Source organism: Litoribacter ruber, from assembly GCF_018500185.1.
Lineage (GTDB): Bacteria > Bacteroidota > Bacteroidia > Cytophagales > Cyclobacteriaceae > Litoribacter > Litoribacter ruber.
The window spans coordinates 91,963-114,532 of the sequence record NZ_JAHBGI010000001.1 but is presented as its reverse complement, the minus strand read 5'-3'; the positions used below and the strand labels follow the sequence as shown (position 1 = coordinate 114,532).

Sequence of the window (22,570 nt, the reverse complement as noted above, 5' to 3'; positions counted from 1 at the left end):
TCTATTATATAAAAATTTACTTTATCTCGTCGTTGAATAATATACTTTAATCTTAATTGAATTTTGATTAATAACAAGCTGTCTTAGCGACTCTTTAAAGTTTAATGCCAAACCAGGTTGTGAATTTACAGAAGAAAGAGTCTGATTAGACCCCACCTGAAGATCTGGATTATCAGGATGAATAATAAAATCCTCATTATCTTGTGCCGACCTATAAAGACTATTCACATATGATGTTATCGACTCACTATAAATTTCGGAATCCGCTAAATAGGCAAGAGTTGCTGGTAATGGGTTTTGTTGATTTGGAACTGGGTCCCTTTCTACTCTTTTATATTCTGGATTTGAAAAGTAACCATTATTATTTCTTGCAAAATAAATAAAAAGATTACTATAAGGACGAAACCCGACTGGAAGAGTTTCAATTGGACCCATTTCTAAACTAACTCTATTAAACACCGCATTCTGAACAGTATCCAAGAAGTTTCCCAACGGCTCTGTGTTAATCTTCATTACCAAACCTGTATTCGCTTTAAGACCAACTAAATCACCTACATCGTAAGCTGACCCAGCCTGTTGAATGGACTCAAGAGGTGTGCCAGTTCTGTCATTATTGATGTGGTTGAAACTCCTTGATTCAGCAGTACTGATTAAAAACATTCTTGAAACAGTATCTCCTTCATTTCTATAATAAAAAACCATTCCAGTATTCAAAGCACTTACTGGAATCCCAGCCTGTTCTTCAACATTTCCCTTTAATGCAATTCCAGGGAAGTATTCTCTGAAAGCGAAAATATCATTAAATATAGGATCATTTGATCTAAGTCTGTTAAAAAAATCATTCGCAAGATTACCATCTAAATTCGTTCTCACGATAGTATCCCTACCTGCCTCAAATTTAAACGATCCTACTGCAATTGGATTTTCATCATATTGCAATTTATCAGTATTAAAATATGTAATATCGTTTATTGGTTCAAGCAACCTATGGACTGTTAAAGTTTTGCTTTCCTCAAAAGAATTTGCAGTTAACTGGTTAGTAATAGAAAACTGAAATTTTGCGGAATCCAAGACTGAGGTCGCACTCGGCCTGTCCTCGGCTGATAAACTTCTATTATAAGGGCCATAATTGACTCTGCTAAAACCTATAGATTCAGTTGTTCCAAAAAACGGATCAATATCACCACCTGCCATTAAAACATTTGAATTTGTGGTATTAAAAGAATCTAGTAAAACCATAGAAGCAGAAAGGGGTATTTCTGCGTAGAAAACCCCTATCTGGTTGTTTTCCGGATCCAATTCCAGGCCGATATCCGAAGGATCGGCGCAGGAGCTGGCCAGAAACAATGAAATGGAAAGAACTGAGGCTAATTTAGCCGGCCAGTTCAGTATAGATGTTGTAATAACTTTCGAACACTTGTTCTTTTTCTTCGCTGTTGTTAATCTCACACTTTTTGTCTTTAGGGCAATTTTCAATTAATTGGTGAAGATGTTCTGACATCCCATCTCCTTGCACGATGACATCGGCGTATTCCATGCCCATTTTGATAAATCCCTCGAAATCTTTGGATTTGAGAGGAGCCAAAATAGAATCGTCGATATCGACCATTTTCACCTTTTCAAATAAATCGTCCCCAAATTTATGGTTAAATTCGTTATTATAAATAGCGAAGACGGATTTTGTTCCTTTAAATAATGGCTCGTTCTTGTAAGTCGTTTTCAAGTACATAGGAATAAGGCTCGTCATCCAGTCATTGCAGTGTACAATATCCGGGGCCCATCCTAGTTTCTTTACCGTTTCTATGACGCCTTTGCAAAAGAAGATGGCTCTTTCATCATTGTCTTCATAGAAGTTTTCCTGCTTGTCATGGAAAACGCTCTTTCTTTGGAAATAGTCTTCATTGTCTATAAAGTAGACCTGAAGTTTGGCATTTGGAATAGAAGCTACCTTAATGATCAGCGGCTTCTCTTCATCACCCACAGAAATGTTGATTCCTGAAAGTCTCACTACCTCGTGCAACCTGTTCTTTCTTTCGTTTATCAAACCAAATCTTGGAACAAGAATACGGATTTCCATCCCTTTTTCCTGCATTGCCTGAGGCAAAGCTCTTACGAAGTTGGCAACTTCTGAAGTTTGAAGGAATGGGTTGATTTCACTGGCTACGTAGAGAATACGAAGTTTAGACATATCTTGTTATTTTTTATTGAGGGATATTACGGGACTACAAACTTACAAAAAAAATTGCTAAAATCCATGGTTTTTATCCGGAATAACATAGTTTTGCCCCTATTTTGTAATTCCAAAAGCGAGAAGCATTGAAAATTCTGCGGACAAGATCAGAGGTCAAATCAGCCCTGGCTCCATATAGAAAAGAAGGAAAAACCATAGGATTAGTTCCCACCATGGGCGCCTTACATGAGGGCCACCTGTCATTAGTGGAAAAATCCAAATCTAATTCGGATATTACAATTTCCTCCATTTACGTCAATCCCACCCAATTCAACAATCCCAAGGACTTGGAAAAATATCCGCGTCCGGTGGAAAAAGACCTTAAACTACTGGAAGATAACGGGGTAGATTTTGTCTTTCTTCCCGACGACGGGGAAATGTACCCTTCTGAAACCCGTCTGAAATTTGACTTTGCCGACCTGGAAAAAGTACTGGAAGGCGAATTCCGTCCTGGCCATTTCAACGGCGTGGGAATCGTGGTATCCAAACTCTTTCACATCATCCAACCCGATCATGCCTATTTCGGCCAAAAAGACCTGCAGCAGGTGGCGGTAATCAAACGTCTGGTCAATGACCTGTCCTTTGGTGTGGAGATCATAACTGTGGACACCATGCGGGAAAAGGATGGTCTGGCCATGTCTTCCCGCAACATCCGACTGGATGACCGTGACCGCCTGGTAGCTACTATTCTATATAGATGTTTAACTTTTGCAAAGGATGAACTTTTAGCCGGTAGGGATTGGTTTGAGACCAAGGAAAAGGTCACTAGAAGGTTTTTGGACGAACCAAAGGCCAGACTGGAGTACTTCGAACTAGTGAAAGCCGACACCATGGAAAAGGTGACCGCCATCACAACGGGAGAAACCTTCGCCATCTGTACCGCTGCCTTTATCAAAGAAGTCAGACTCATAGACAACTTATTAATAATTGATTAACTTCGCGCCAAATTTCAAATCATGCATATCCAAGTATTAAAGTCAAAGATCCACCGGGTCAAGATCACGCAAGCCGAACTTCACTATGTAGGAAGCATCACCATTGATGAGGACTTGATGGATGCGGCCAACCTGATCGAAAACGAGAAAGTACAGATTGTCAACATCAACAATGGCGAGCGCCTGGAAACTTACGTGATCAAAGGCGAAAGAGGTAGCGGGCAGGTATGCCTTAACGGTCCTGCGGCGAGAAAAGCACAGGTAGGCGATATTGTGATCATCATCAGCTATGCTGGCATGGAAATCGAAGCCGCCAAGCAATACAAGCCAGTGGTCGTATTCCCCGACGACAATAACCAGCTATAAACATTGAGATTAACCGCAAAACAGTGGATCCAGGTAACCGTGTCGCTCTTGGTGGCCATCTGGATATTCTGGTACCTATATAAAGACATAAAAATGGACAGCCTGAGGAATGCGCTTCAGCAGGCGTCCATTTTTTATATATTGCTTTCGGTGGCCGTTTCGTTGCTGGGCTATTGGCTCCGCGCCTGGAGATGGCGCCTGCTGATCAAAACCAGCTCTGAAAACCCCCCAACGACTCTGAGAACCTTTTGGGGACTGATGGGCGGCTACCTGGCAAACCTCTTGGTGCCTAGAGCAGGAGAAGTAGCCCGATGTGGCTATCTGAAAAAAACTGATAACCTGCAAATGGGAAATCTCCTGGGCACCGTGATCTTGGAAAGAACCGTCGATCTGGTTTTTATGATGATGGTGATTGCCTTGGCCTTTGTGGCCGAAAGCGGGACATTCCTTAATCTTATCGGAGAACTGGTTTCCCTAGAGGCACTCAAAAGCACCTTTCTGGGCGCCTTGCCGATAGTGATTGGCGCAGTGGTGGTCACAATATTAATTATCTATGGCCTGCTGAAAAAATACCGGGACAGTTCCATCATTCAAAAAGGGCAGCATTTCGTCAGGGACATTCTTACTGGGCTGAAAAGCGTGAGAAAAGTGGACAACCAGGTCGGATTCTGGGGCAGCTCTGTACTCATCTGGATCATATATTTCCTGATGATGTATCTTGTGGCAATTGCCATACCAAGCACTGCCAATTTGACTGCCACCTCGGTACTGATGGTCATGGTAATGGGAAGTATTGGCATGATTGCACCCGTACAAGGGGGCATTGGGACCTTCCACGCCCTGGTGGCCTTCATTTTGATGACCTATGGATTGACGGAGGAAGAAGGAAAAATCTTTGCCGTCATCGTACATAGCTCCCAGGTTTTGACCGTTATGGCAGTAGGCTTGGTGAGCATGGGGGTTTTGGTTAAATTAACAAATTCAAAGCAACCACAAACCGCCCCTTAGCGTAGTAATTTAGAGTTTAACAAAAAATATAAAGACACAAGTATGTTGTTAATTGTTATCGTAGTAGGTTTTGCCATTCTTGGCTATGTTGTGAGCAACAGGTTGAAGAGCAAGTTTAAAAAATACAGCCAGACTTCCCTTCAGGCCAACCTATCCGGAAAGGAAATCGCTGAACTTATGCTTGCCGACCACGGCATTTCTGACGTAAGAGTCAACTGTGTAGAGGGCCAGCTTTCTGACCACTACAACCCTGAGAACAGATCGGTAAACCTTAGCCCTGACGTTTATTATGGAAGAAACGCTGCCGCAACAGCGGTATCGGCCCACGAATGTGGCCATGCTGTGCAACATGCCACGGCTTATAGCTGGCTGCAGTTGAGATCCACTTTGGTGCCTATCCAAAACGTGAGTGGGAAAATCTTGAACTTTGTTCTTATTGCCGCCCTATTCGGGGGTATAGCCATCTTTGGCTTGCCTTATGAGGCCGTGGGCGTGGTCGTGGTAGGTGCCTATGGTATCATCACCCTGTTTTCTCTGGTAACATTGCCGGTGGAATTTGATGCCAGCAACCGAGCCCTAGCTTGGGTGAAGCAGCGAAACATCGTGACCACTTCCGAATACGCCATGTCAAAGGACGCCTTGAAATGGGCCGCCATGACCTACGTGGTCGCCGCAATGGCCTCTTTGGCCACCCTGGCCTATTATGCCTACATCTTCTTTGGCAACAGGGACTAAAAAATAATTTTAATTTGCTGAAAAGGGACAAGTCATTGTCCCTTTTCTTTTTTTAGTGTATATTCCACCCTTGAAAAAATCCAACTAATTTTAGACGATGAATTTTGAATTAACAGAGGAGCAAATTGCTGTAAGAGACGCAGCCAGAGAATTTGCAAAGGCTGAACTTTTACCCGGAGTCATAGATAGGGATACTGAAGCAAAATTTCCTGCAGAGCAGGTAAAGCAAATGGGAGAACTTGGTTTTCTCGGCATGATGGTAGACCCGAAATATAATGGTGGAGGCATGGACACGGTGTCCTATGTGCTTGCCATGGAGGAAATTTCAAAAATTGATGCATCTGCTTCTGTGTGTATGTCTGTCAACAATTCCCTAGTCTGCTGGGGTCTGGAGAAATATGGAACTGAGGAGCAAAAGGAGAAATACTTAAAGCCATTGGCGGCTGGGGAAAAAATCGGAGCCTTCTGTCTTTCCGAACCTGAGGCAGGATCTGACGCCACCAGCCAAAGAACCACCGCGGAAAGATCAGGTGACCATTATATCCTAAACGGAACCAAAAACTGGATTACAAATGGCAACACTGCCAGCATTTACCTTGTAATCGCCCAAACTGACCCCAGCAAAGGGCACAAAGGCATTTCGGCTTTCATTGTAGAGCGCGATTCAGAAGGCTTTGTGGTTGGCAAAAAAGAAGACAAGCTGGGCATCAGAGGATCGGACACCCACTCCCTGATGTTTAATGACACCAAAGTACCTGCTGCCAACAGAATCGGTGAAGAGGGCTTCGGCTTTACCTTTGCCATGGAAACGCTAAATGGCGGGAGATTAGGCATTGCCGCACAGGCATTGGGCATAGCTTCCGGCGCATATGAGTTGGCCCTGGCCTATAGCAAGGAAAGAAAGGCATTCGGAAAACCCATTTCCCAGCATCAGGCCATCCAGTTCAAACTTGCCGACATGGCAACGGAAATTGAGGCGGCCAGATTACTCTGCCTCAAAGCAGCTTGGATGAAAGATCAAGGCATGGATTACAGCCAGGCCAGCGCCATGGCAAAACTTTACGCTTCGAAGGTAGCCATGGAAGTGACGGTGGAAGCCGTACAGGTGCACGGCGGCTACGGATACGTAAAAGAATACCACGTGGAAAGGTTGATGAGGGATGCCAAAATCACCCAGATTTATGAGGGAACTTCAGAAATTCAAAAAATAGTTATATCTCGATCCCTTTTAAGATAATTAATCTCAATCACAGAATTATGGCATAAATATTACTAAATATGCCATAATTCAATTTTTTTTGTTAATATTTCTAATATTATTACACGGTTTTAGAAAAAAGTCATACTTTTACAAAAAAACACCTAAGAGGCTTCGTCATGGAATATTACAATAAGGTCATCGAATCCGTTGGGGTCAGGTTTATCAAAGGAAATAATTTTAAAGTTGAAAGACCTGTAACCGTAACTGATTTTACAGATACAGAGAACACAGTCGTCCTTTTACACCAAGGCTCAGTGAGATTTGGTGAGGACCAAGAAGCGGTAAATGAAGGGGAAATCCTATTTATACCAGCAAGCAGGACTTCAAAGGTTTCCTTTGGTACCGTTACCAAAAAGAACGAAGTAAACAATGAAGGCTTCAACGAAAACAAAAAGAAGTTTCTTCAAACCATCAGTTTCAAAGAAATCAAAAACGCAGAAGATGACTGCATCACGATGCTTACATTTGAGGCGAAGGTTTTTGATGTTGTAAACTTCTTCCACTCTTTGGGTATTCCTCCTTTCGTGATCCGATTCAATGACCGGGTTGCCTCCATTATCGAAGATATTATCAAGGAATCAGAAGCCACTACCCCTGGTAAGGAAAGGGTTATTAAAATTCACACCGAGTTATTGGTGGTAGAGGTCGTAAGACACATTCTCAAAAACAGATTGTTTGTAGAGGAACTGTCTACCAACAGTACTTACTTCAAGGACCCTCGCCTGATCGACATGTTCAATTATATCAAGAAGAACATCGGCGGCGATCTATCCAACAAGGTATTGGCAAGAGTAGCCAACGTATCGGAAGATTATGTGGGTCAGTATTTCAAAATGCTTACCGGCATCAACCCTCAGGATTACATCGAATACCAAAGAATGGAAGCTGCGGTGGATCTATTGAGAACCACCAAGAAGAGTATCCGCGATATCGGAAAAGATGTGGGCTACAAGGACACCGCTTATTTCTGTAGAAGATTCAAGATGATGTACGGACTTCCAGCAGGTAAAATGAGAAGAAGAGAGTCCCTAATTAACGTTCAAGGATAAATTATAGACATTCGCATATTCCAAAACCTCAATCAACAGATTGGGGTTTTTTTCTACCCCATTGCCAAGCACTACCACATCAGCACCGGCCATCCAAGCTGCCTTGGCGGTTTCCACTGACCTTATCCCCCCTCCTACTATCAGCGGCAATTCCGTAGCTTTCTTCACGCTTTGGATCACTTCAGGGTTGACAGGTGAATTGGCGCCACTTCCCGCCTCAAGGTAGACGTATTGCATACCCAAATATTTACCGGCAAGAGCCGTGGCTACGGCCAGATCAGGCTTGTGGTTAGGCAAGGGGAGGGTTTGGCTTACGTAGTTGACACTCGTGATTTCTCCGTCATTGACCAGCATATAGGCTGTGGGCAACACCTCCAAGTTTGACTGGGCAATCAGCGGGGCAGCGGTCACCTGCTGGCCTATCAGAAACTCTGGGTTTCTGCCGGAAATAAGAGAAAGGAAAAGTATCCCGTCAGCTTTATCCGACACTTGTACGGCATTACCCGGAAAAAGCAATACCGGAATCTCAGCGGTGATGTCTTTAATTCCGCAAATGACCTCCTCCACCAAGTCCCGCATCAGCAGGCTACCCCCTACAAAGAAAAAGTCCACCTGATGATGGACTGCTGTTTGGATTAAGGAATATAATTTAGTCTTATCCCCCACTTTGTCCGGATCAAGCAAAAGGGCCACGCCCTTTTTGCTTTCCTCCCTGAGTCGGGCAAACTTATGATTAATGCTTTTTTGAGTCATTTTTATGGATCCTTTCGGCAAGATCGGCCATAACTTTGGCTTTCACAAATTCAAATGCCGCCATCATGATTCTCTGACCTACAGGCGCCCAAAATGATGATTTTGGCGCTGGCGCAGGATGATAATAATAACGGTCTTCTGGAGCCGGAGTACGGGAAAGCATGCCTTCCTGCTCAAGTCTCTTGACGGCATCCTCAATCTTTTTGCTCTTGCGTCCCTGAATTGCCCTTACAATGCCAAAGGTAACCAGGCCACTGATCAATACGGTACCGCCTAGTTTGACCCAGGTTTGGGAGTCGGATTTGATCACTTCAAATTGCTTGTGGAGAGTTTGTTCCAACTCTTCCGCTTTTCTTTTTAGGTCGATATCACTCATCTGGATGCGTGGTGGTTTTGGTTTGAAATAAAAAAACAAATTTGTCGACAACTCTCTTAACCGAGAACTGCACTTTTTGGGAATCCTTGATAATAAACAGGATGACAAAAATCAGGATAAATATCCCCCCAACAGTAAGAAAACCCAAGGCTGTATTGGCAAATAGCGCTCCAAAATAGAATGCCAGTGATACGCTCAGAAAGAAAAGTATCAATAGCCCAACAAAACCCATGGCTGCCAACACGGCCACCCTGCTGATCAGGGTCGAAAACTCCTCTTTCAGTTCTTCCTTAACAATCTGAAACCTTACCTCAAAAATATTTTTGATGGTATTGGTGATCTCGGAGAAATTCAGCATTTGCGAAAATTTTATGGTTAAAAATAATAATCCTTTTCAAATTGGAAATTGAATATACAGCAAAAACCTTGCACAAAAAACCTAAAAAGAGCTTATACTTCTTGGTTTTCCAGATAGTAGCTATATGTCATCACATGGTCCAAGGCTTTTTTAATAGCCGTATTGACCGGAAAATGCTCTGATAACCTTTCGTCAATGTCAGACAGCAGGGAATAATAATAAGAAGCAGACGGTGCAGGCAAACCTGAATTTATGGCCTCACTCAAAGCCTTAAATTCTTCGGGCTGTCCTTCTTTGATGATTTTACAGGTAATCATCTGTTTCATTCCATGCTTATCCCGACGCACTGAGGCCCCAAATAGCCTACAGATCATTCCCCTGTATTGATAATCGCCACAAGACCCAGAATTGGTAAGGAAATTGGTTTGCCTGAACAGCAGGCAAAAGTCCTCCTCACCCATATTCTCCAGCTTCTCCATAGCCTTATCAGCCAATCCTTTGCTATAAAGGTCAAAGGCCAAAGGCAAAAACTCCAGCACTGAAGCCGAAATTTTCGGGTTCATGCAACACTTCCCACAGCCAATCACACAGTTTACTCCACTTTGAGCCATAAATTTACCCGTATCTTCAGATAGCAGGTCAAATACACGGCTGACTTCCAGCGCCTTCTCCCTTAAATTCATATTGCGTCTTAAATTGCCCACGAAAGTAGCATTCGGCAGCTGCAATTCCTATAACTGGCAAACATTTTGAACTGTTTGCATTTATCGGGGTTTACTCGCGCCCGAACTTATGTTTTTTCAACTTATTGAATTAACTTTCGAGGCTTAAAACATTACTTTTAAGTTTAACCCACGATCAACCAAGTTTTTTAAAAAGTAAATCTGATTAAAATGAGTGAAGAAGAAGTAGAAAAAGTCCAGAAGACGGAAGAGGAAAAAATTCGAAAGGCTTTTGAGGAGCGGGATTGGAGCGAAATAAAGAGTGCTGACTCTTGGGCCATTTTCAAAGTAATGGCAGAATTTGTAGAAGGATTCGAAAAACTGGCAAAAATAGGCCCATGTGTTTCCGTATTTGGATCTGCACGTACCCCTAGAGACCACCATTATTATAAAGTAGCGGAGGAGATTTCAGCCAAGCTGGTAAGGCATGGCTACGGTGTGATCACGGGCGGTGGCCCCGGTATCATGGAAGCCGGCAACAAAGGCGCCCATTCGGAAAACGGAAAGTCAGTTGGCCTAAATATCCTGCTGCCATTTGAGCAATTCAACAATATTTACATTGATCAGGACAAGCTGATCACCTTTGACTATTTCTTTGTCAGAAAGGTCATGTTTGTGAAATATGCGCAAGGATTTGTCGTTTTACCAGGAGGATTCGGCACCATGGATGAGCTTTTCGAAGCCCTTACCTTGATACAAACCAAAAAAATCGGCAGATTCCCTATCGTATTGGTAGGCAAGGAATATTGGTCAGGTCTGGTGGATTGGTTAAAGACCACCATGCTGGAGCAGGAAGCCAACATCAATGAGGAAGACCTGGATCTTTTCTCCGTGGTAGACAACGCTACCGATGCCGTAAAGGTTATTGACGAATTCTATAGTAAATATTTATTGTCCCCGAACTTCTAATTTACCGTGAACAAGATTCACTTCTTCATTCTGTACGCACTTATAATCGGCTTGGCCGGTTGGTTTTATTATTCTACCACCACACAAGCACAGCCCGCAAGGGAAGTCGTCATTCGGAATGAAGCCACTGGTCAGGAACAGCGCATGGTTGTTCCTGATTTTACCAGGGTAAAACTTTTTGACACCCCCCAAAACCTGACTTTTGCCGGTGAGCCGGTCCCATTGGACCAACAGGACATTCTGGAAAGGTTGGAAAGGGAGATCTATGTAAACGCTTACTGGAATAGCAACACCATCCTGACCATGAAGCGTGCTGGAAAGTTTTTTCCTATCATAGAACCCATCCTTGAAAAACACCATATTCCCAACGACTTCAAATATGTGGCGCTGGTGGAATCAGGACTGATGAACGTGGTCTCACCTGCCGGAGCAAGGGGTTTCTGGCAATTCATGGAAAGCACAGGCAAAGAGCTGAAACTGGAAATAAGCAACGAAGTGGACGAAAGGTACCATTTGGAAAAATCCACTGAAGCCGCTTGTGAGTATTTGAAGAAAGCCTACGGAAGATTTGGCAATTGGACTAGCGTAGCAGCTAGCTACAACATGGGAATCACAGGTTTAACCAAAAGGAAAAACGAACAGTTGATGCCAAACTATTACAGCCTGTTGCTCAATGAAGAAACCAGCCGGTATGTTTTTAGGATCTTGGCCTTCAAAGAACTCTTTGAAAACCCTGATATATACGGGTATGAAATGGATGAAAACCATTTCTACAAAATGCCAAAGCTCAGAGAAGTTACAGTCGATGATTCCATTAATGATCTAGCCAAATGGGCGGTAGAGCAAAACAGCAGCTATAAAGACCTCAAAACCTACAACCCATGGCTGAGATCCAATAAGCTATCGGTGAAAAAAGGCCGTACATACACCATTAAGTTGCCGGCATAGCTTTAAACATTATCAGGAATTATATCTTTAATGTATATACACATTCCTGGTTATGACCAAAAAGAAAAAGCTAGCCTATATATTTCTTTCTATTACCTTATTTATCCTACTACTAGTATTGGTGATCCCAATCGGGATCAATATGTACCTAAATGCCAATGCGGAAAAGATCGTAGGCAACATGATCACTCGCACTAATGATTTTGGCGGTCATGAAGTGGATTTTGGACATATCAAATTCAATTACAATTTCAGGGGCACCTTTTTGGAACTTGGCGATGTCACTATCAAGCCTGGGGAGAGTATTCCTGAGGACAAAATCAAATTTGACCTCACTGCAGAAAATGCCTATCTGACCGGGTTTTCGTGGACAAGTTTTTTATTGAACAACTCAATCACACTGGACTCCGCCTATTTGGAGAATCTTTCGGTCACCTCCCTGACACCTCCCATGGAAGATCTGGAAATGACAGATGAGGAAGAAGATGATGAGGAGTTTGGTGATAACTATGACAAAATCAGCATTGAGAGAATCCGGTTTAACAGACTATCTTATTACAACATTGACAGCGGCAATGACTCGGTTCGGATGAGCATCAAGGACCTAAGTCTGGCTGCCAATTTCTTCCAGCTTACCAAAGAGGACCTCAAAAGCGACAAGGCACTTTTCAGCGTCGATATGCTGGAAGGCTATATGGATGAAGCGGCCTACCATTTCAATGAATACCGGAATGTGGTGTACGCGAGAGATCTTTCTTTCAACTCCCAGGATCGCCATTTGCTCATTGCAGGGGTGGAACTGGACAACAAGCTGGAAAGGTACGAGTACATCAACCAATATGAACATGAAACCGACTGGATGGAACTTGAGCAGGGGGAAATTGATATTCAGGGGATGGAGTTTCATGAGTTTTTTGAAAAAGGAATCATTCATGCCGAGACCATTAAAGCTAAAGACCTGGTAATATCAATCTTTAGGGATAAGCGAAAACCGGAAGACCCTACTAACCGGCCCGAAATGGTTCATGATATAATCCGTGACATCCCCATACCCACTTTTATCCATAAACTTGAGTTGGAAAACGGCGAAATTTCTTATGACGAGCGCCCCGACAATCAGGCCCCTCGCGCTGGTTCGGTATTTTTCAAAGGGGTAAATGCCACCATTAGCAACATCACAAACATGGATGAAATGCTGGCCAAAAACAATGAAATGGACCTGCAAGCCGAAGGTTTGTTAATGGGAGAAGGAGCCATTGATCTGAACGTCACTTTTTTCCTTGAGGATGAAAATGGACGTTTCAATATGAATGGCATGATCGGCCAAATGCCATTGCCTTCAATAAATAAGATGCTGGGCCCTGGCACCAGGATAGCCATTGATGAAGGAACTTTAAACAGCCTCCAGTTTAATATCACCGCCAATGATTATGAGGGCACCGGAGATGTGGAAATGCGCTACCAAAACCTCAAAATAAAAATCCTAGACAGCGACTATGAAAAAAACCAGAACATCTTCAGAAGGGCTGGGGCATTTCTCGCCAATACCTTTGTGGTACGAAATGACAATCCTGACAGCGGAGGTACCATGGTAAAGGGGGATGTTTACACCAAAAGAGACCAAACCAAGTTTATCTTCAACTATTGGTGGGAATTGCTACTCAGTGGGATGATGTCCACCATGTCGGGAGAAACGGAAGCAGAAATGCGCGAGGCTGAGCGGGAAGATTAGTCCCCAGAAAACTTATCCCCAGGGGAAATGGTTACTTCCAAGAATGATGGAACCATATTAAATCCATATTTTTGTAAAAATCGAGATTAAAGGTCACCTCCTTTCATGATAGAAGACAAAACCACTGCTGAAGAACTGATCGAGATTTACGGTGCCAGAGAGCACAATCTCAAAAATATAGACTTGACCATTCCACGCAACAGGCTGGTGGTGATCACCGGCTTAAGTGGAAGCGGAAAGAGCTCCTTGGCCTTTGACACTATTTATGCCGAAGGCCAACGTAGGTATATGGAGAGCTTTTCCGCCTATGCCCGGTCATTTTTGGGGGGCATGGAACGTCCTGATGTGGACAAAATAAACGGCCTTTCCCCTGTCATTTCCATAGAGCAAAAGACCACCTCCAAGAATCCCCGCTCCACAGTGGGCACTGTCACTGAGATCTATGATTTTATGCGATTGCTTTTTGCCAGATCTGGAGAGGCATTTTCCTACTTGAGTGGGCATAAAATGGTGCGTCAGACCGAGGATCAGATCCTAGAGCAGCTTTTTCAGAATTTTGGAGGAAAAAAACTCTACATACTAGCACCGGTGGTAAAAGGCCGAAAAGGACACTACCGCGAGCTATTCGAACAGGTTCGCAAAATGGGCTTTTCAAAAGTCCGCATTGATGGGGTGGTGATGGACATTGTGCCCAAAATGCAAGTGGACAGATACAAAATCCACGACATTGAAATTGTGGTGGACAGGATTGTGGCCGAGGAAGAGGACCGCTTTAGAATAGCACAATCCCTCAAAACAGCCCTGCAGCATGGTAAAGGCATCATCATGCTCCGCGATGAGGCAGGAGAGATACACCATTTCTCTAAACACCTTATGGACCCCACCACCGGTTTATCCTACGATGAGCCAGCTCCCAACACCTTCTCATTTAACAGCCCTTATGGTGCCTGTCCTACATGTAATGGCCTGGGTGTGATTGAAGAAATTACGCGGGAAAGTGTGATCCCCGATCTGGAACTCAGCATTACCAGAGGTGGAATCGCCCCCTTGGGGGAATACAGGGACATCTGGATTTTCAAGAAAATCAATGCCATTCTCAAAAGATACAAAGCAAGCATTTCCACCCCTTTGAAAAACCTGCCGGAAGATGTGATCGATATCCTTCTATACGGCGACAAAATGGAGGTGGAAGTGGATTCCATCAAACATCCGGGTACGCAGTGGACAACAACTTTTGAAGGGATAGTGAAATTCCTCCAAAAACAGCAGGAGGAAGGTTCTGACAAAATAAGGAGCTGGATCAGTGATTATACCACCACCACAATCTGCCCGGACTGTGAGGGGTATAGACTGAAAAAAGAGGCCTTGCATTTTAAAATAGCAGGCTGTCACATCGGTGAACTGGCCATGCTGAATGTCGCCGCATTAGGAAAATGGTTTGAGGACATCGAAGAAAGGATGACCGAAAAGCAGAAAGTCATCGGTAAAGAGGTGCTCAAGGAGATCAGAAAACGCATCGGCTTCTTGCTGGATATTGGTTTGGATTATTTGACGCTAAACAGGCCACTCAGAACCCTTTCCGGTGGAGAGGCCCAAAGGATCCGGCTGGCTACCCAGATAGGCACTCAGTTGGTTGGCGTCTTGTATATCTTGGATGAGCCCAGCATCGGCTTGCACCAAAGGGATAACGTAAAGCTGATTAAAGCCTTACAGGATCTCCGCGACCTTGGAAACACCGTATTAGTGGTGGAGCATGACAAGGATATGATGCTGGATTCTGACTATGTGCTCGACATTGGCCCTGGGGCAGGGCGCCATGGAGGGCATATAGTGGCACAGGGAAAACCTCAGGAGTTTTTGGCCCAAAACAGCGTTACGGCCCAATACCTCAATGGACAGCGGAGCATAGCCATTCCTGAAAAGAGGAGAAAAGGCAGCGGCAAAAAGCTCAAACTCACCAATGCCCATGGAAACAACCTCCAGAATGTCACTTTGGAGATTCCTTTAGCAAGCATGGTTTGTGTGACCGGGGTTTCGGGTAGCGGAAAGAGTACCCTGATCCATGAGACCCTCTACCCTATCCTCAACCAGCACTTTTACAAAAGCAAAAGGGAGCCACTTTCCTATGAAAAAGTCGATGGGCTAAAGCACTTGGATAAAGTGATTGAAGTGGACCAGTCGCCCATTGGAAGGACACCTAGATCTAATCCTGCCACTTATACCGGTGTTTTTACGGATATAAGGGCGCTATTTACAGATTTGCCGGAGGCCAAAATAAGGGGATATAAGCCGGGAAGGTTTTCTTTTAATGTGAAAGGCGGCCGATGCGAGGACTGTGAAGGAGCAGGGATGAAATTGATTGAAATGGACTTCCTCCCAGATGTGCACATACCATGTGAGACCTGCAAAGGTAAGCGGTACAACAGGGAAACCCTGGAAGTAAGATTCAAGGGAAAATCTATCTCCGACGTACTGGATATGACGGTGGAGCAGGCGGTGGAGTTTTTCGAAAACCAGCCCAAAATCCTCCGGAAAATCAAAACCCTCCATGATGTAGGCTTGGACTACATCACCCTAGGCCAGCACGCCACCACATTGTCTGGGGGAGAGGCCCAAAGGGTAAAACTGGCCACTGAACTGTCGAAAAAGGATACTGGAAAGACGTTCTACATTCTGGATGAGCCAACCACTGGCTTGCACTTCCAGGATATTGAGCACCTGTTAGAAGTCTTAAACAGGCTGGTAGAGAAAGGGAATACCGTCCTGATCATCGAGCATAACCTGGATGTGATCAAGGTAGCCGACCATGTCATTGATTTAGGCCCTGAAGGAGGAGATAAAGGTGGAAATATAATCGCCCAGGGTACTCCGGAGAAAGTAGCCGAGAACCCCCAAAGTTATACCGGCAAGTTCTTAAAAATGGAATTGGAGCAAGCACAGAAAACAACCTGAATAAATATTGAATGCCTTATCAGAACATCCTTCCACTGGAATAAATATCGATAGGAGTCTGCAGAACTTATTTATATTTACCCATGAATATGAATAAGACCCGCCTCTATTGGATATTGCAGATTGTGGGTTGGTCAGGTTTTGCCCTGATCAACCTGATGTTTCTTTCCCTTGCCAGAGGTATCACGGGCATTCAGATTGGAGCATATTTTTCATTGGCGGCATTCTATTTTTTGTCTACCCACGCCTTCAGGTATGTGATAAAGACCTATGGCTGGTTTAACCTCCAAATCCCTAAATTAATTGTCCACGCCCTGTTGGGCTTGGTGGTGCTGAGCTTTCTAAACACAGGCGCCCAAGTGATCATTAACCTAGCTTTCGACACCTTGGATGTCAATGAGGATCTACGGCCTGTAGTCATTCTGGTCAACCTGTTCATCAGCTTTCTTTATTATTCCCTGTGGTCCATGATGTATTTCCTGTTCCACTTTTTGGACAATTATAACACCACATTGAAATACCAGGCAAAGATCAACGAAATCAAGCTCAACCATCTCAGAAGCCAACTAAACCCGCACTTTATCTTCAATGCCCTGAACAGCGTGAGGGCACTGGTGGATGAAGATCCCGTGAAAGCCAAATCGGCGATCACCCAGCTATCCAATATCCTCCGTTTTTCGCTCATCATGGATAACAAGAAGGTAATCAGCTTTGGGGATGAATTCAATACCGTCAAGGATTACCTCAATTTGGAAAAAATCAGGTTTGAGGAAAGGCTGAGTGTAAGTTATGAAGTGGAGCAGGAGGCATACAGGTTTAAGATTCCGCCTATGATGCTGCAGACCATTGTGGAAAACGCTATCAAGCACGGCATCAGTAATTTGGTGAAGGGTGGTATCGTTCAGCTCAAATGTTCCGTTGGATTATCAGGGGACCTTTACATTCAGGTCAAAAACAGCGGGCAGTTGCGCAACCCCCAGAGTAGGCGAAAGGAGGGTGGCCATGGAATCAACAATACTGTTCAACGTTTGAAAATGATCTACGGAAGCAAGGCTTCCTTCAAGATATACAATTCGGGCAGCGATTTTGTAATTACAGAAATAAAAATTCCAAAACAATCCCTTACATTAGAGTAACCATAAAATCCAGATAAAATGCGTGCATTAGTAATAGATGACGAGAGACTAGCCAGAAAAGAACTTATCGGCCTAATGGCTGACAATGAAGATGTAGAAGTGGTGGGCGAGGCCCAAAATGTGGATGATGCGAAAGAAAAAATCGAAAAGCTCCAACCGGATGTGATTTTTTTGGACATACAGATGCCAGAAAAGACAGGCTTTGACCTTTTGGAGGAACTTGACCACGTGCCCCATGTGATTTTCACCACAGCTTACGATGAGTATGCCCTACAGGCTTTTCAGGTCAATGCATTGGATTATCTGTTGAAACCCATCCAGCCAGAAAGGCTGACCGAAGCCATCAAAAAGCTCAAAACCAAGATTTCTGAGGCTGCCAAAGAGGAAGCCAATGCTTCTCCAAGTACCCAGAATGACAAAAAACTCAGCTTGGAAGACCAAGTTTTTGTGAAAGACGGCGACAGATGCTGGTTTGTAAAACTGGAAAACGTTCGACTTTTCGAATCTGACGGCAATTATATCAAAGTTTATTTTGACACCAACAAGCCGATGATCCACAAATCGCTCAATGCGTTGGATGAAAGGCTGGATGAAAAATCCTTCTTCCGTGCAAGCCGAAAGCATATCATCAATTTGAGTTGGGTAGAAAGCATCGAGCCATGGTTCAATGGCGGCCTGGTGGTGACGCTGAAAGGCGGCGACAGAATTGAGGTGAGCCGTAGACAGGCTGCCCGATTTAAGGACATGATGAGCCTTTAAAGCCGCATAAAAATTTTCACAAACTTTCTACAATTTCAACAATAAGATTTCCTTTTGAAGGATAAAATTTTAATTTAGTGCTATATTTAATAATTAACTTATTAAATAAACGGTTTTTTACGAATTAATTTTATAAACATTGGTAATTAAGGTTTGATTGTTGCAGCAAAAATGCTGATCGAAAACAACAAAAATCTTTACATCCCTTTTAACACAATAAACCTATGAAAGAGGAAAGAATCTTAATAGTTGAAGATGATCCAAGTATCGCGGAAAATATCGAAGAGATATTGGAACTTTTAGATTACACCAATATTGACATTGCCAACTCCGCCAATCAGGCCATCAAGGTGATCAAAAAATATCGCCCGGATTTGATTTTCATGGACATCAAACTTAAAGGAGACAAAGACGGAATTGAGCTAGGTGAGATCATCAAACAGATGATCGACGTGCCAATAGTTTATGTAACCTCCTACAGTGATCCGACCATCATAGAAAGAGCGAAAAGAATCCATCCTGCCGGTTTCATTGTGAAGCCATTTAACACCAATGATATCCATGCCATGGTAGAAATTGTTCTTTACAACAAAAGAACAAGACCAGCCGGAAGCGACGGAGCAGCTGCCAAGCCATTTGAAAGCCCATATTTGGTAAACGACGCGGTTTACATCAAGGCTGATAATGCGTTTGAAAGGGTTGATTACAATGACATCTATTACGTAGAGGCCAACGGCAACATGGTGACTATTTTCACCAAAAACAGAAATTATACCATCAGAAAATCCATGAAGGACATGGAGGAAAAACTTCCTTCACACCTGTTCCTAAGGGTTCAGAAATCCTTCATTGTCCAGCTGGGACAGATAGAAAATTTCAGCACCAAGGAAATAAACCTCCGCAACGGTGCCACTGTGCAAGTGGGCAGGCAGTATTACAACAGCTTCCTCGCCAAATTGAACACCATCACAGAAAGTTAACGAAAAAAGGGTAGGCCATCAGCCTACCCTTTTCCAATTGTTAACAACTAAACCAAACACCTTTATTTTTTTATGAGATATACTTCATGGATTCCTGAAGTGGTCAGGTGATAGCTCTTCGAAAAACGGTCCTTGTAAGTTTCCTCCAACACGGATTTGTTTCCATATAGCACTGCCACCACATCACCTTCTTTATTGATAAAAGTCACACTTGGCAATTCTTCCTCCAACTCAAGCTCTAGATCTTCTACGATCAGCTCATCTCTCAGCTCCTTCTTGATGTAGCGAGGTCCCTCTTCAGTGGTCCCCAACTCAGCTACTCTCAGGTCTGCTCCCTGTGCGTTTGCACTCCACACGATCATCAATGCCATTACCACCCCTAGTAGAGCACAGATATTTTTCTGGTTAAAAATTGACTTTTTCATGGTTCTTAGATTTTGAATGTTTTCAATCAACACATTTACCATAAGCCAATAAACCTACCAAAACGAAAAAACGGCCCGTAGGCCGTTTAAAGGATGTTTGCCAAAAATAGCATGTTCAGTAGTGGACACTAAACTGTTTGAAATCAAACAGTTTTTCACCGACTAGAGCAACTCGTTAGCCAGGTTTGCCAACTCCGACCTCTCCCCTTTCTCTAGTTTAACGTGGGCATATAGCGGATGATCCTTGGCCCTGTCTATAAGATAGGACATGCCGTTACTCTGGCTGTCCAGATATGGGGTATCAATCTGGTACACATCACCGGTGAAGATAATCTTGGTATTCTCCCCTGCCCGGCTAATGATCGTTTTGATTTCATGGGGCGTGAGGTTTTGCGCCTCGTCCACTATGAAGAAAATATTCGATATTGACCGCCCTCGGATATACGCCAGGGGCTGAATAACCAGTTTCTCCTGATTGACCAGCTCGGTGATTTTCTGAAACTCTTTTTCGGATTCTTTGTATTGGTTTTGGATAAATTTCAGGTTGTCCCACAGCGGTTCCATATATGGATTCAGTTTGGATTTAATGTCCCCAGGGAGGTAGCCTATATCTTTGTTGCTTAGTGGCACTATTGGCCGGGCAATGTAGATTTGCTTGTATTCCCTGCGTTGCTCCAAAGCCCCTGCAAGAGCGAGCAAGGTCTTACCTGTGCCAGCCACACCCTGGATACTCACAAGCTTCACCTTGGGGTTTAAAATGGCATGCAGGGCAAAAGCCTGTTCCGCATTGCGCGGCTTGATGTTGTAGGCAGTCTTCTTATCTACCCGCTCCATGGTGCCCTCCTCTTTGTTGAAGTAAGCCAATACGGAGTTTTTGTTGCTTTTTAAAATATAATAGGCGTTTCCCTTCGCCATATTCTTACCCAGCACATCTTGGGCAGGCACATTATAGGCTTCGTAAAGCGAGTTGATCACATCCGGGTTTACATCCTCGAGCACGACCTTGTTGGTGTTTTCGATTTCGGTAATATTCTTAATCTTGCCCGTTTCATAATCCTCTGCATAAATCTCGAGAGATTTTGCCTTCAGGCGCAAGTTGATATCCTTAGTCACCAAGATTACCTTTCTGCCCTTTTCGGATTGCTTCAGGCTCAAAGCCGCATTGAGGATTTTGTGGTCGTTCTTTTCTTCCCCAAAAATCTCATTGGCGTTCAACTTATTGTGATTGTTCATCATCACCTTAAAATGCCCCTTGGTTTTACCATTCAACGGTGTCCAGTTGTGCAGCATGTTGTCTTGGGAAATGGTATCCAATAGCCGGATAAACTCCCGGGCTTCGAAGTTTTTACTGTCATTCCCCTTTTTAAACTGGTCCAGCTCCTCCAACACCGTAATAGGAATTACCACATCATGCTCTGCAAAGGTCATAATAGAATTATGCGCATAAAGGATAACCGAGGTGTCAAGAACGAAGATCTTACGGTCTGAATCTGATTTTTTGGCTCTGGGCATACGCGTGGTCTTTAGATTGTTAGTCCTAATAATTTAGAAAAATATTAGCGCGAATACCATTTTATGAGGTGTATAAATGGTTAAATAAATCGACAAACAGGCTAACCATCTGAACCACACCCATATAAAAATCAAAGCCTGCCAAAATTAATTGACAGGCTATCCTTGATTAGGCCTTAGCCTTTAATTCCGCGTCCAAATCCATGAGGAAGGAGTCCAAAGTCCCTTGCCTTACATGGGGCATCACGACGATTTTGTACCATTTAGGCTCAAATTCATAACTATCGGCCACCAGATGGTATTTATTGGCGATTTTCGGGGATATGTATTTGGCTTTCATGGTGATGATATTTAGGAAAGGATCCCTGAAATATTCCACTCCCATATATTCCAGTTTTTTGCAGATCCGCTCCGTTCTGTCTAAAAGCGAGGCCATTTTATATTTCCACCCCTCAGAACCATGGATCTTGAGGATCATCCACATCGAAACTGCATTGGCCCCCGAGCGACTGCCGCTGAGGGTATAATCTTTTCCAGGGATGTACTGGGCCTCATTGGTACACACATAATGCATGAAACCTTTACGAATAAGGAACAGACCCGTACCGTAAGGAGTCTGAAGCATTTTGTGCCCATCTGCTGTGATGGAGTTGATGTAGGGGTTTTGAAAGGAAAACCTACTTTGATCATTTGTAAACGGATAAATGAAACCACCATATGCGGCATCTACGTGAATTTTGAAGAGCACATTCTCATTGGTGAAAAAATCCCCCAGTCTATCGACATCATCCACCGAGCCAAACATGGTCGTGGAAAGGTTGGCAATCACTATAAAATATTTGACTCCGTTTTTCCTAGCCTCCGCTATCTTGGTGTTGAGCGATTCATCCGTGATCTGGCGGGTGTTTTCATCCACTTGGAGGATGATGCTCTGCAGGCTAAGCAGGTTGCCGCCCTTTGGCATGCTGTAATGGGAGTCTTCAGAATACACCAAGGCGATTTCATGCAGTTTTGCACCGTAGGCCTCTTGAAAATAATTCCTGTAAATCCACATCGCCTCAATATTGGCCTCCGTCCCGCCGGTGGCTACGTAGCCGTCCTGCTCACCCGGATTGCCGTTGAAAATCTCCTCTGCCACCAGTTTGATCAGGTCACGCTCAATTTTTTGGGTGCCTTGAAAAACCTCCAAAACCGATTCCTCGGAAAGTGTATGGCAACCAATGTGGTTCGGGTTGCGGATCATGGCCGACATGAATGGGGCGTCCTTTAAGAAAGGTGCATCTGGGTAAAACTCGGTGGTATCCAGATAGGTGCCCGGGATTCCCAAAATCGGGTGGTCTCCGCGGTAATCCAGATTTTCATCCAGGGCTTTGAAGATATGTTCTTTTATTTCTTCGTGGGATAGTTTTTTCCAAAACATAATA

At 43.8% G+C, this 22,570-nt stretch carries 22 protein-coding genes; 13 read left to right on the top strand and 9 right to left on the bottom strand.

The genetic code is table 11. The features are described from left to right. Positions 1–21 precede the first annotated feature (21 nt). Both KIH41_RS00525 and KIH41_RS00520 read right to left on the bottom strand, forming a co-directional pair. Complete coding sequence (locus KIH41_RS00525; protein ID WP_214161143.1) at positions 22–1,449, bottom strand: DUF4270 family protein; 1,428 nt, start codon at positions 1,447–1,449, stop codon at positions 22–24. Beyond that, on the bottom strand, positions 1,373–2,188 hold the full coding sequence (locus KIH41_RS00520; protein ID WP_213946232.1) for a glycogen/starch synthase: 816 nt from the start codon (positions 2,186–2,188) through the stop codon (positions 1,373–1,375). Before KIH41_RS00520 ends, KIH41_RS00525 begins: the two co-directional genes overlap by 77 nt. A gap of 128 nt (positions 2,189–2,316) precedes the next feature. Here KIH41_RS00520 and panC point away from each other — a divergent pair, with 128 nt between their 5' ends. The 6 genes from panC to KIH41_RS00490 all read left to right on the top strand — a co-directional run bounded on the left by panC (position 2,317) and on the right by KIH41_RS00490 (position 7,584). Further along, on the top strand, positions 2,317–3,165 hold the full coding sequence (gene panC / locus KIH41_RS00515) for a pantoate--beta-alanine ligase (protein WP_213946231.1): 849 nt from the start codon (positions 2,317–2,319) through the stop codon (positions 3,163–3,165). Positions 3,166–3,186: 21 nt separating this feature from the next. After that, complete coding sequence (panD, locus tag KIH41_RS00510) at positions 3,187–3,531, top strand: aspartate 1-decarboxylase (protein WP_213946230.1); 345 nt, start codon at positions 3,187–3,189, stop codon at positions 3,529–3,531. A gap of 3 nt (positions 3,532–3,534) precedes the next feature. After that, positions 3,535–4,539, top strand: coding sequence for a lysylphosphatidylglycerol synthase transmembrane domain-containing protein (locus tag KIH41_RS00505; RefSeq protein WP_214161142.1), 1,005 nt, complete (start codon positions 3,535–3,537; stop codon positions 4,537–4,539). A gap of 42 nt (positions 4,540–4,581) precedes the next feature. Further along, on the top strand, positions 4,582–5,274 hold the full coding sequence (locus tag KIH41_RS00500; protein WP_214161141.1) for a zinc metallopeptidase: 693 nt from the start codon (positions 4,582–4,584) through the stop codon (positions 5,272–5,274). Between the two features lie 97 nt (positions 5,275–5,371). Further along, a complete protein-coding gene (locus tag KIH41_RS00495) occupies positions 5,372–6,511 on the top strand; it encodes an acyl-CoA dehydrogenase (protein ID WP_213946227.1) in 1,140 nt (379 codons plus the stop codon). 140 nt (positions 6,512–6,651) lie between these two features. Continuing rightward, positions 6,652–7,584 (top strand): helix-turn-helix domain-containing protein, encoded by a 933-nt coding sequence (locus tag KIH41_RS00490; RefSeq protein WP_213946226.1) that lies wholly within the window; start codon positions 6,652–6,654, stop codon positions 7,582–7,584. Here KIH41_RS00490 and KIH41_RS00485 read toward each other — a convergent pair. The 4 genes from KIH41_RS00485 to KIH41_RS00470 form a co-directional block, all read right to left on the bottom strand. Next, on the bottom strand, positions 7,564–8,337 hold the full coding sequence (locus KIH41_RS00485; RefSeq protein ID WP_213946225.1) for a phosphoglycerol geranylgeranyltransferase: 774 nt from the start codon (positions 8,335–8,337) through the stop codon (positions 7,564–7,566). The genes KIH41_RS00490 and KIH41_RS00485 overlap by 21 nt on opposite strands. Beyond that, on the bottom strand, positions 8,318–8,713 hold the full coding sequence (locus KIH41_RS00480) for a hypothetical protein (RefSeq protein ID WP_213946224.1): 396 nt from the start codon (positions 8,711–8,713) through the stop codon (positions 8,318–8,320). The genes KIH41_RS00485 and KIH41_RS00480 overlap by 20 nt, the downstream gene beginning before the upstream one ends. Further along, positions 8,706–9,071: a phage holin family protein gene (locus tag KIH41_RS00475; RefSeq protein ID WP_213946223.1), complete on the bottom strand. Its 366-nt coding sequence runs from the start codon at positions 9,069–9,071 to the stop codon at positions 8,706–8,708. The genes KIH41_RS00480 and KIH41_RS00475 overlap by 8 nt, the downstream gene beginning before the upstream one ends. Positions 9,072–9,163: 92 nt before the next feature. Then, positions 9,164–9,754, bottom strand: a complete 591-nt coding sequence (locus KIH41_RS00470) for a YkgJ family cysteine cluster protein (RefSeq protein WP_213946222.1) — start codon at positions 9,752–9,754, stop codon at positions 9,164–9,166. A gap of 210 nt (positions 9,755–9,964) precedes the next feature. On the opposite strand from KIH41_RS00470, the gene KIH41_RS00465 reads away from it, so the two are divergent. From KIH41_RS00465 to KIH41_RS00435, 7 genes are all read left to right on the top strand, one after another. Further along, positions 9,965–10,702: an LOG family protein gene (locus KIH41_RS00465; RefSeq protein ID WP_213946221.1), complete on the top strand. Its 738-nt coding sequence runs from the start codon at positions 9,965–9,967 to the stop codon at positions 10,700–10,702. Positions 10,703–10,708: 6 nt separating this feature from the next. After that, on the top strand, positions 10,709–11,650 hold the full coding sequence (locus tag KIH41_RS00460; RefSeq protein WP_213946220.1) for a lytic transglycosylase domain-containing protein: 942 nt from the start codon (positions 10,709–10,711) through the stop codon (positions 11,648–11,650). A gap of 52 nt (positions 11,651–11,702) precedes the next feature. After that, positions 11,703–13,382, top strand: a complete 1,680-nt coding sequence (locus KIH41_RS00455) for a DUF748 domain-containing protein (protein ID WP_214161140.1) — start codon at positions 11,703–11,705, stop codon at positions 13,380–13,382. A gap of 105 nt (positions 13,383–13,487) precedes the next feature. Next, positions 13,488–16,334: an excinuclease ABC subunit UvrA gene (gene uvrA, locus KIH41_RS00450; protein ID WP_214161139.1), complete on the top strand. Its 2,847-nt coding sequence runs from the start codon at positions 13,488–13,490 to the stop codon at positions 16,332–16,334. An 89-nt stretch (positions 16,335–16,423) separates the two neighbouring features. Beyond that, positions 16,424–17,470, top strand: coding sequence for a sensor histidine kinase (locus KIH41_RS00445; protein WP_213946253.1), 1,047 nt, complete (start codon positions 16,424–16,426; stop codon positions 17,468–17,470). Between the two features lie 18 nt (positions 17,471–17,488). Then, positions 17,489–18,229, top strand: coding sequence for a LytR/AlgR family response regulator transcription factor (locus KIH41_RS00440; protein ID WP_214161138.1), 741 nt, complete (start codon positions 17,489–17,491; stop codon positions 18,227–18,229). A 224-nt stretch (positions 18,230–18,453) separates the two neighbouring features. Next, positions 18,454–19,209 (top strand): LytR/AlgR family response regulator transcription factor, encoded by a 756-nt coding sequence (locus KIH41_RS00435; RefSeq protein ID WP_213946216.1) that lies wholly within the window; start codon positions 18,454–18,456, stop codon positions 19,207–19,209. A 62-nt stretch (positions 19,210–19,271) separates the two neighbouring features. On the opposite strand, the gene KIH41_RS00430 is transcribed toward KIH41_RS00435, so the two are convergent. The 3 genes from KIH41_RS00430 to KIH41_RS00420 form a co-directional block, all read right to left on the bottom strand. Further along, on the bottom strand, positions 19,272–19,634 hold the full coding sequence (locus tag KIH41_RS00430; RefSeq protein WP_213946215.1) for a hypothetical protein: 363 nt from the start codon (positions 19,632–19,634) through the stop codon (positions 19,272–19,274). A gap of 162 nt (positions 19,635–19,796) precedes the next feature. Beyond that, positions 19,797–21,146, bottom strand: a complete 1,350-nt coding sequence (locus KIH41_RS00425) for a PhoH family protein (RefSeq protein WP_213946214.1) — start codon at positions 21,144–21,146, stop codon at positions 19,797–19,799. A gap of 169 nt (positions 21,147–21,315) precedes the next feature. Next, positions 21,316–22,566, bottom strand: coding sequence for a pyridoxal-dependent decarboxylase (locus tag KIH41_RS00420; RefSeq protein ID WP_214161137.1), 1,251 nt, complete (start codon positions 22,564–22,566; stop codon positions 21,316–21,318). Positions 22,567–22,570: the final 4 nt, after the last annotated feature.

Coding starts and splice junctions, on each gene's coding strand:
- KIH41_RS00520 (WP_213946232.1), bottom strand. CDS start 2,188: ATGTCTAAACTTCGTATTCTCTACGTAGCCAGTGAAATCAACCCATTC.
- panD (WP_213946230.1), top strand. CDS start 3,187: ATGCATATCCAAGTATTAAAGTCAAAGATCCACCGGGTCAAGATCACG.
- KIH41_RS00500 (WP_214161141.1), top strand. CDS start 4,582: ATGTTGTTAATTGTTATCGTAGTAGGTTTTGCCATTCTTGGCTATGTT.
- KIH41_RS00495 (WP_213946227.1), top strand. CDS start 5,372: ATGAATTTTGAATTAACAGAGGAGCAAATTGCTGTAAGAGACGCAGCC.
- KIH41_RS00490 (WP_213946226.1), top strand. CDS start 6,652: ATGGAATATTACAATAAGGTCATCGAATCCGTTGGGGTCAGGTTTATC.
- KIH41_RS00485 (WP_213946225.1), bottom strand. CDS start 8,337: ATGACTCAAAAAAGCATTAATCATAAGTTTGCCCGACTCAGGGAGGAA.
- KIH41_RS00480 (WP_213946224.1), bottom strand. CDS start 8,713: ATGAGTGATATCGACCTAAAAAGAAAAGCGGAAGAGTTGGAACAAACT.
- KIH41_RS00475 (WP_213946223.1), bottom strand. CDS start 9,071: ATGCTGAATTTCTCCGAGATCACCAATACCATCAAAAATATTTTTGAG.
- KIH41_RS00470 (WP_213946222.1), bottom strand. CDS start 9,754: ATGAATTTAAGGGAGAAGGCGCTGGAAGTCAGCCGTGTATTTGACCTG.
- KIH41_RS00465 (WP_213946221.1), top strand. CDS start 9,965: ATGAGTGAAGAAGAAGTAGAAAAAGTCCAGAAGACGGAAGAGGAAAAA.
- KIH41_RS00455 (WP_214161140.1), top strand. CDS start 11,703: ATGACCAAAAAGAAAAAGCTAGCCTATATATTTCTTTCTATTACCTTA.
- uvrA (WP_214161139.1), top strand. CDS start 13,488: ATGATAGAAGACAAAACCACTGCTGAAGAACTGATCGAGATTTACGGT.
- KIH41_RS00445 (WP_213946253.1), top strand. CDS start 16,424: ATGAATAAGACCCGCCTCTATTGGATATTGCAGATTGTGGGTTGGTCA.
- KIH41_RS00440 (WP_214161138.1), top strand. CDS start 17,489: ATGCGTGCATTAGTAATAGATGACGAGAGACTAGCCAGAAAAGAACTT.
- KIH41_RS00435 (WP_213946216.1), top strand. CDS start 18,454: ATGAAAGAGGAAAGAATCTTAATAGTTGAAGATGATCCAAGTATCGCG.
- KIH41_RS00430 (WP_213946215.1), bottom strand. CDS start 19,634: ATGAAAAAGTCAATTTTTAACCAGAAAAATATCTGTGCTCTACTAGGG.
- KIH41_RS00425 (WP_213946214.1), bottom strand. CDS start 21,146: ATGCCCAGAGCCAAAAAATCAGATTCAGACCGTAAGATCTTCGTTCTT.
- KIH41_RS00420 (WP_214161137.1), bottom strand. CDS start 22,566: ATGTTTTGGAAAAAACTATCCCACGAAGAAATAAAAGAACATATCTTC.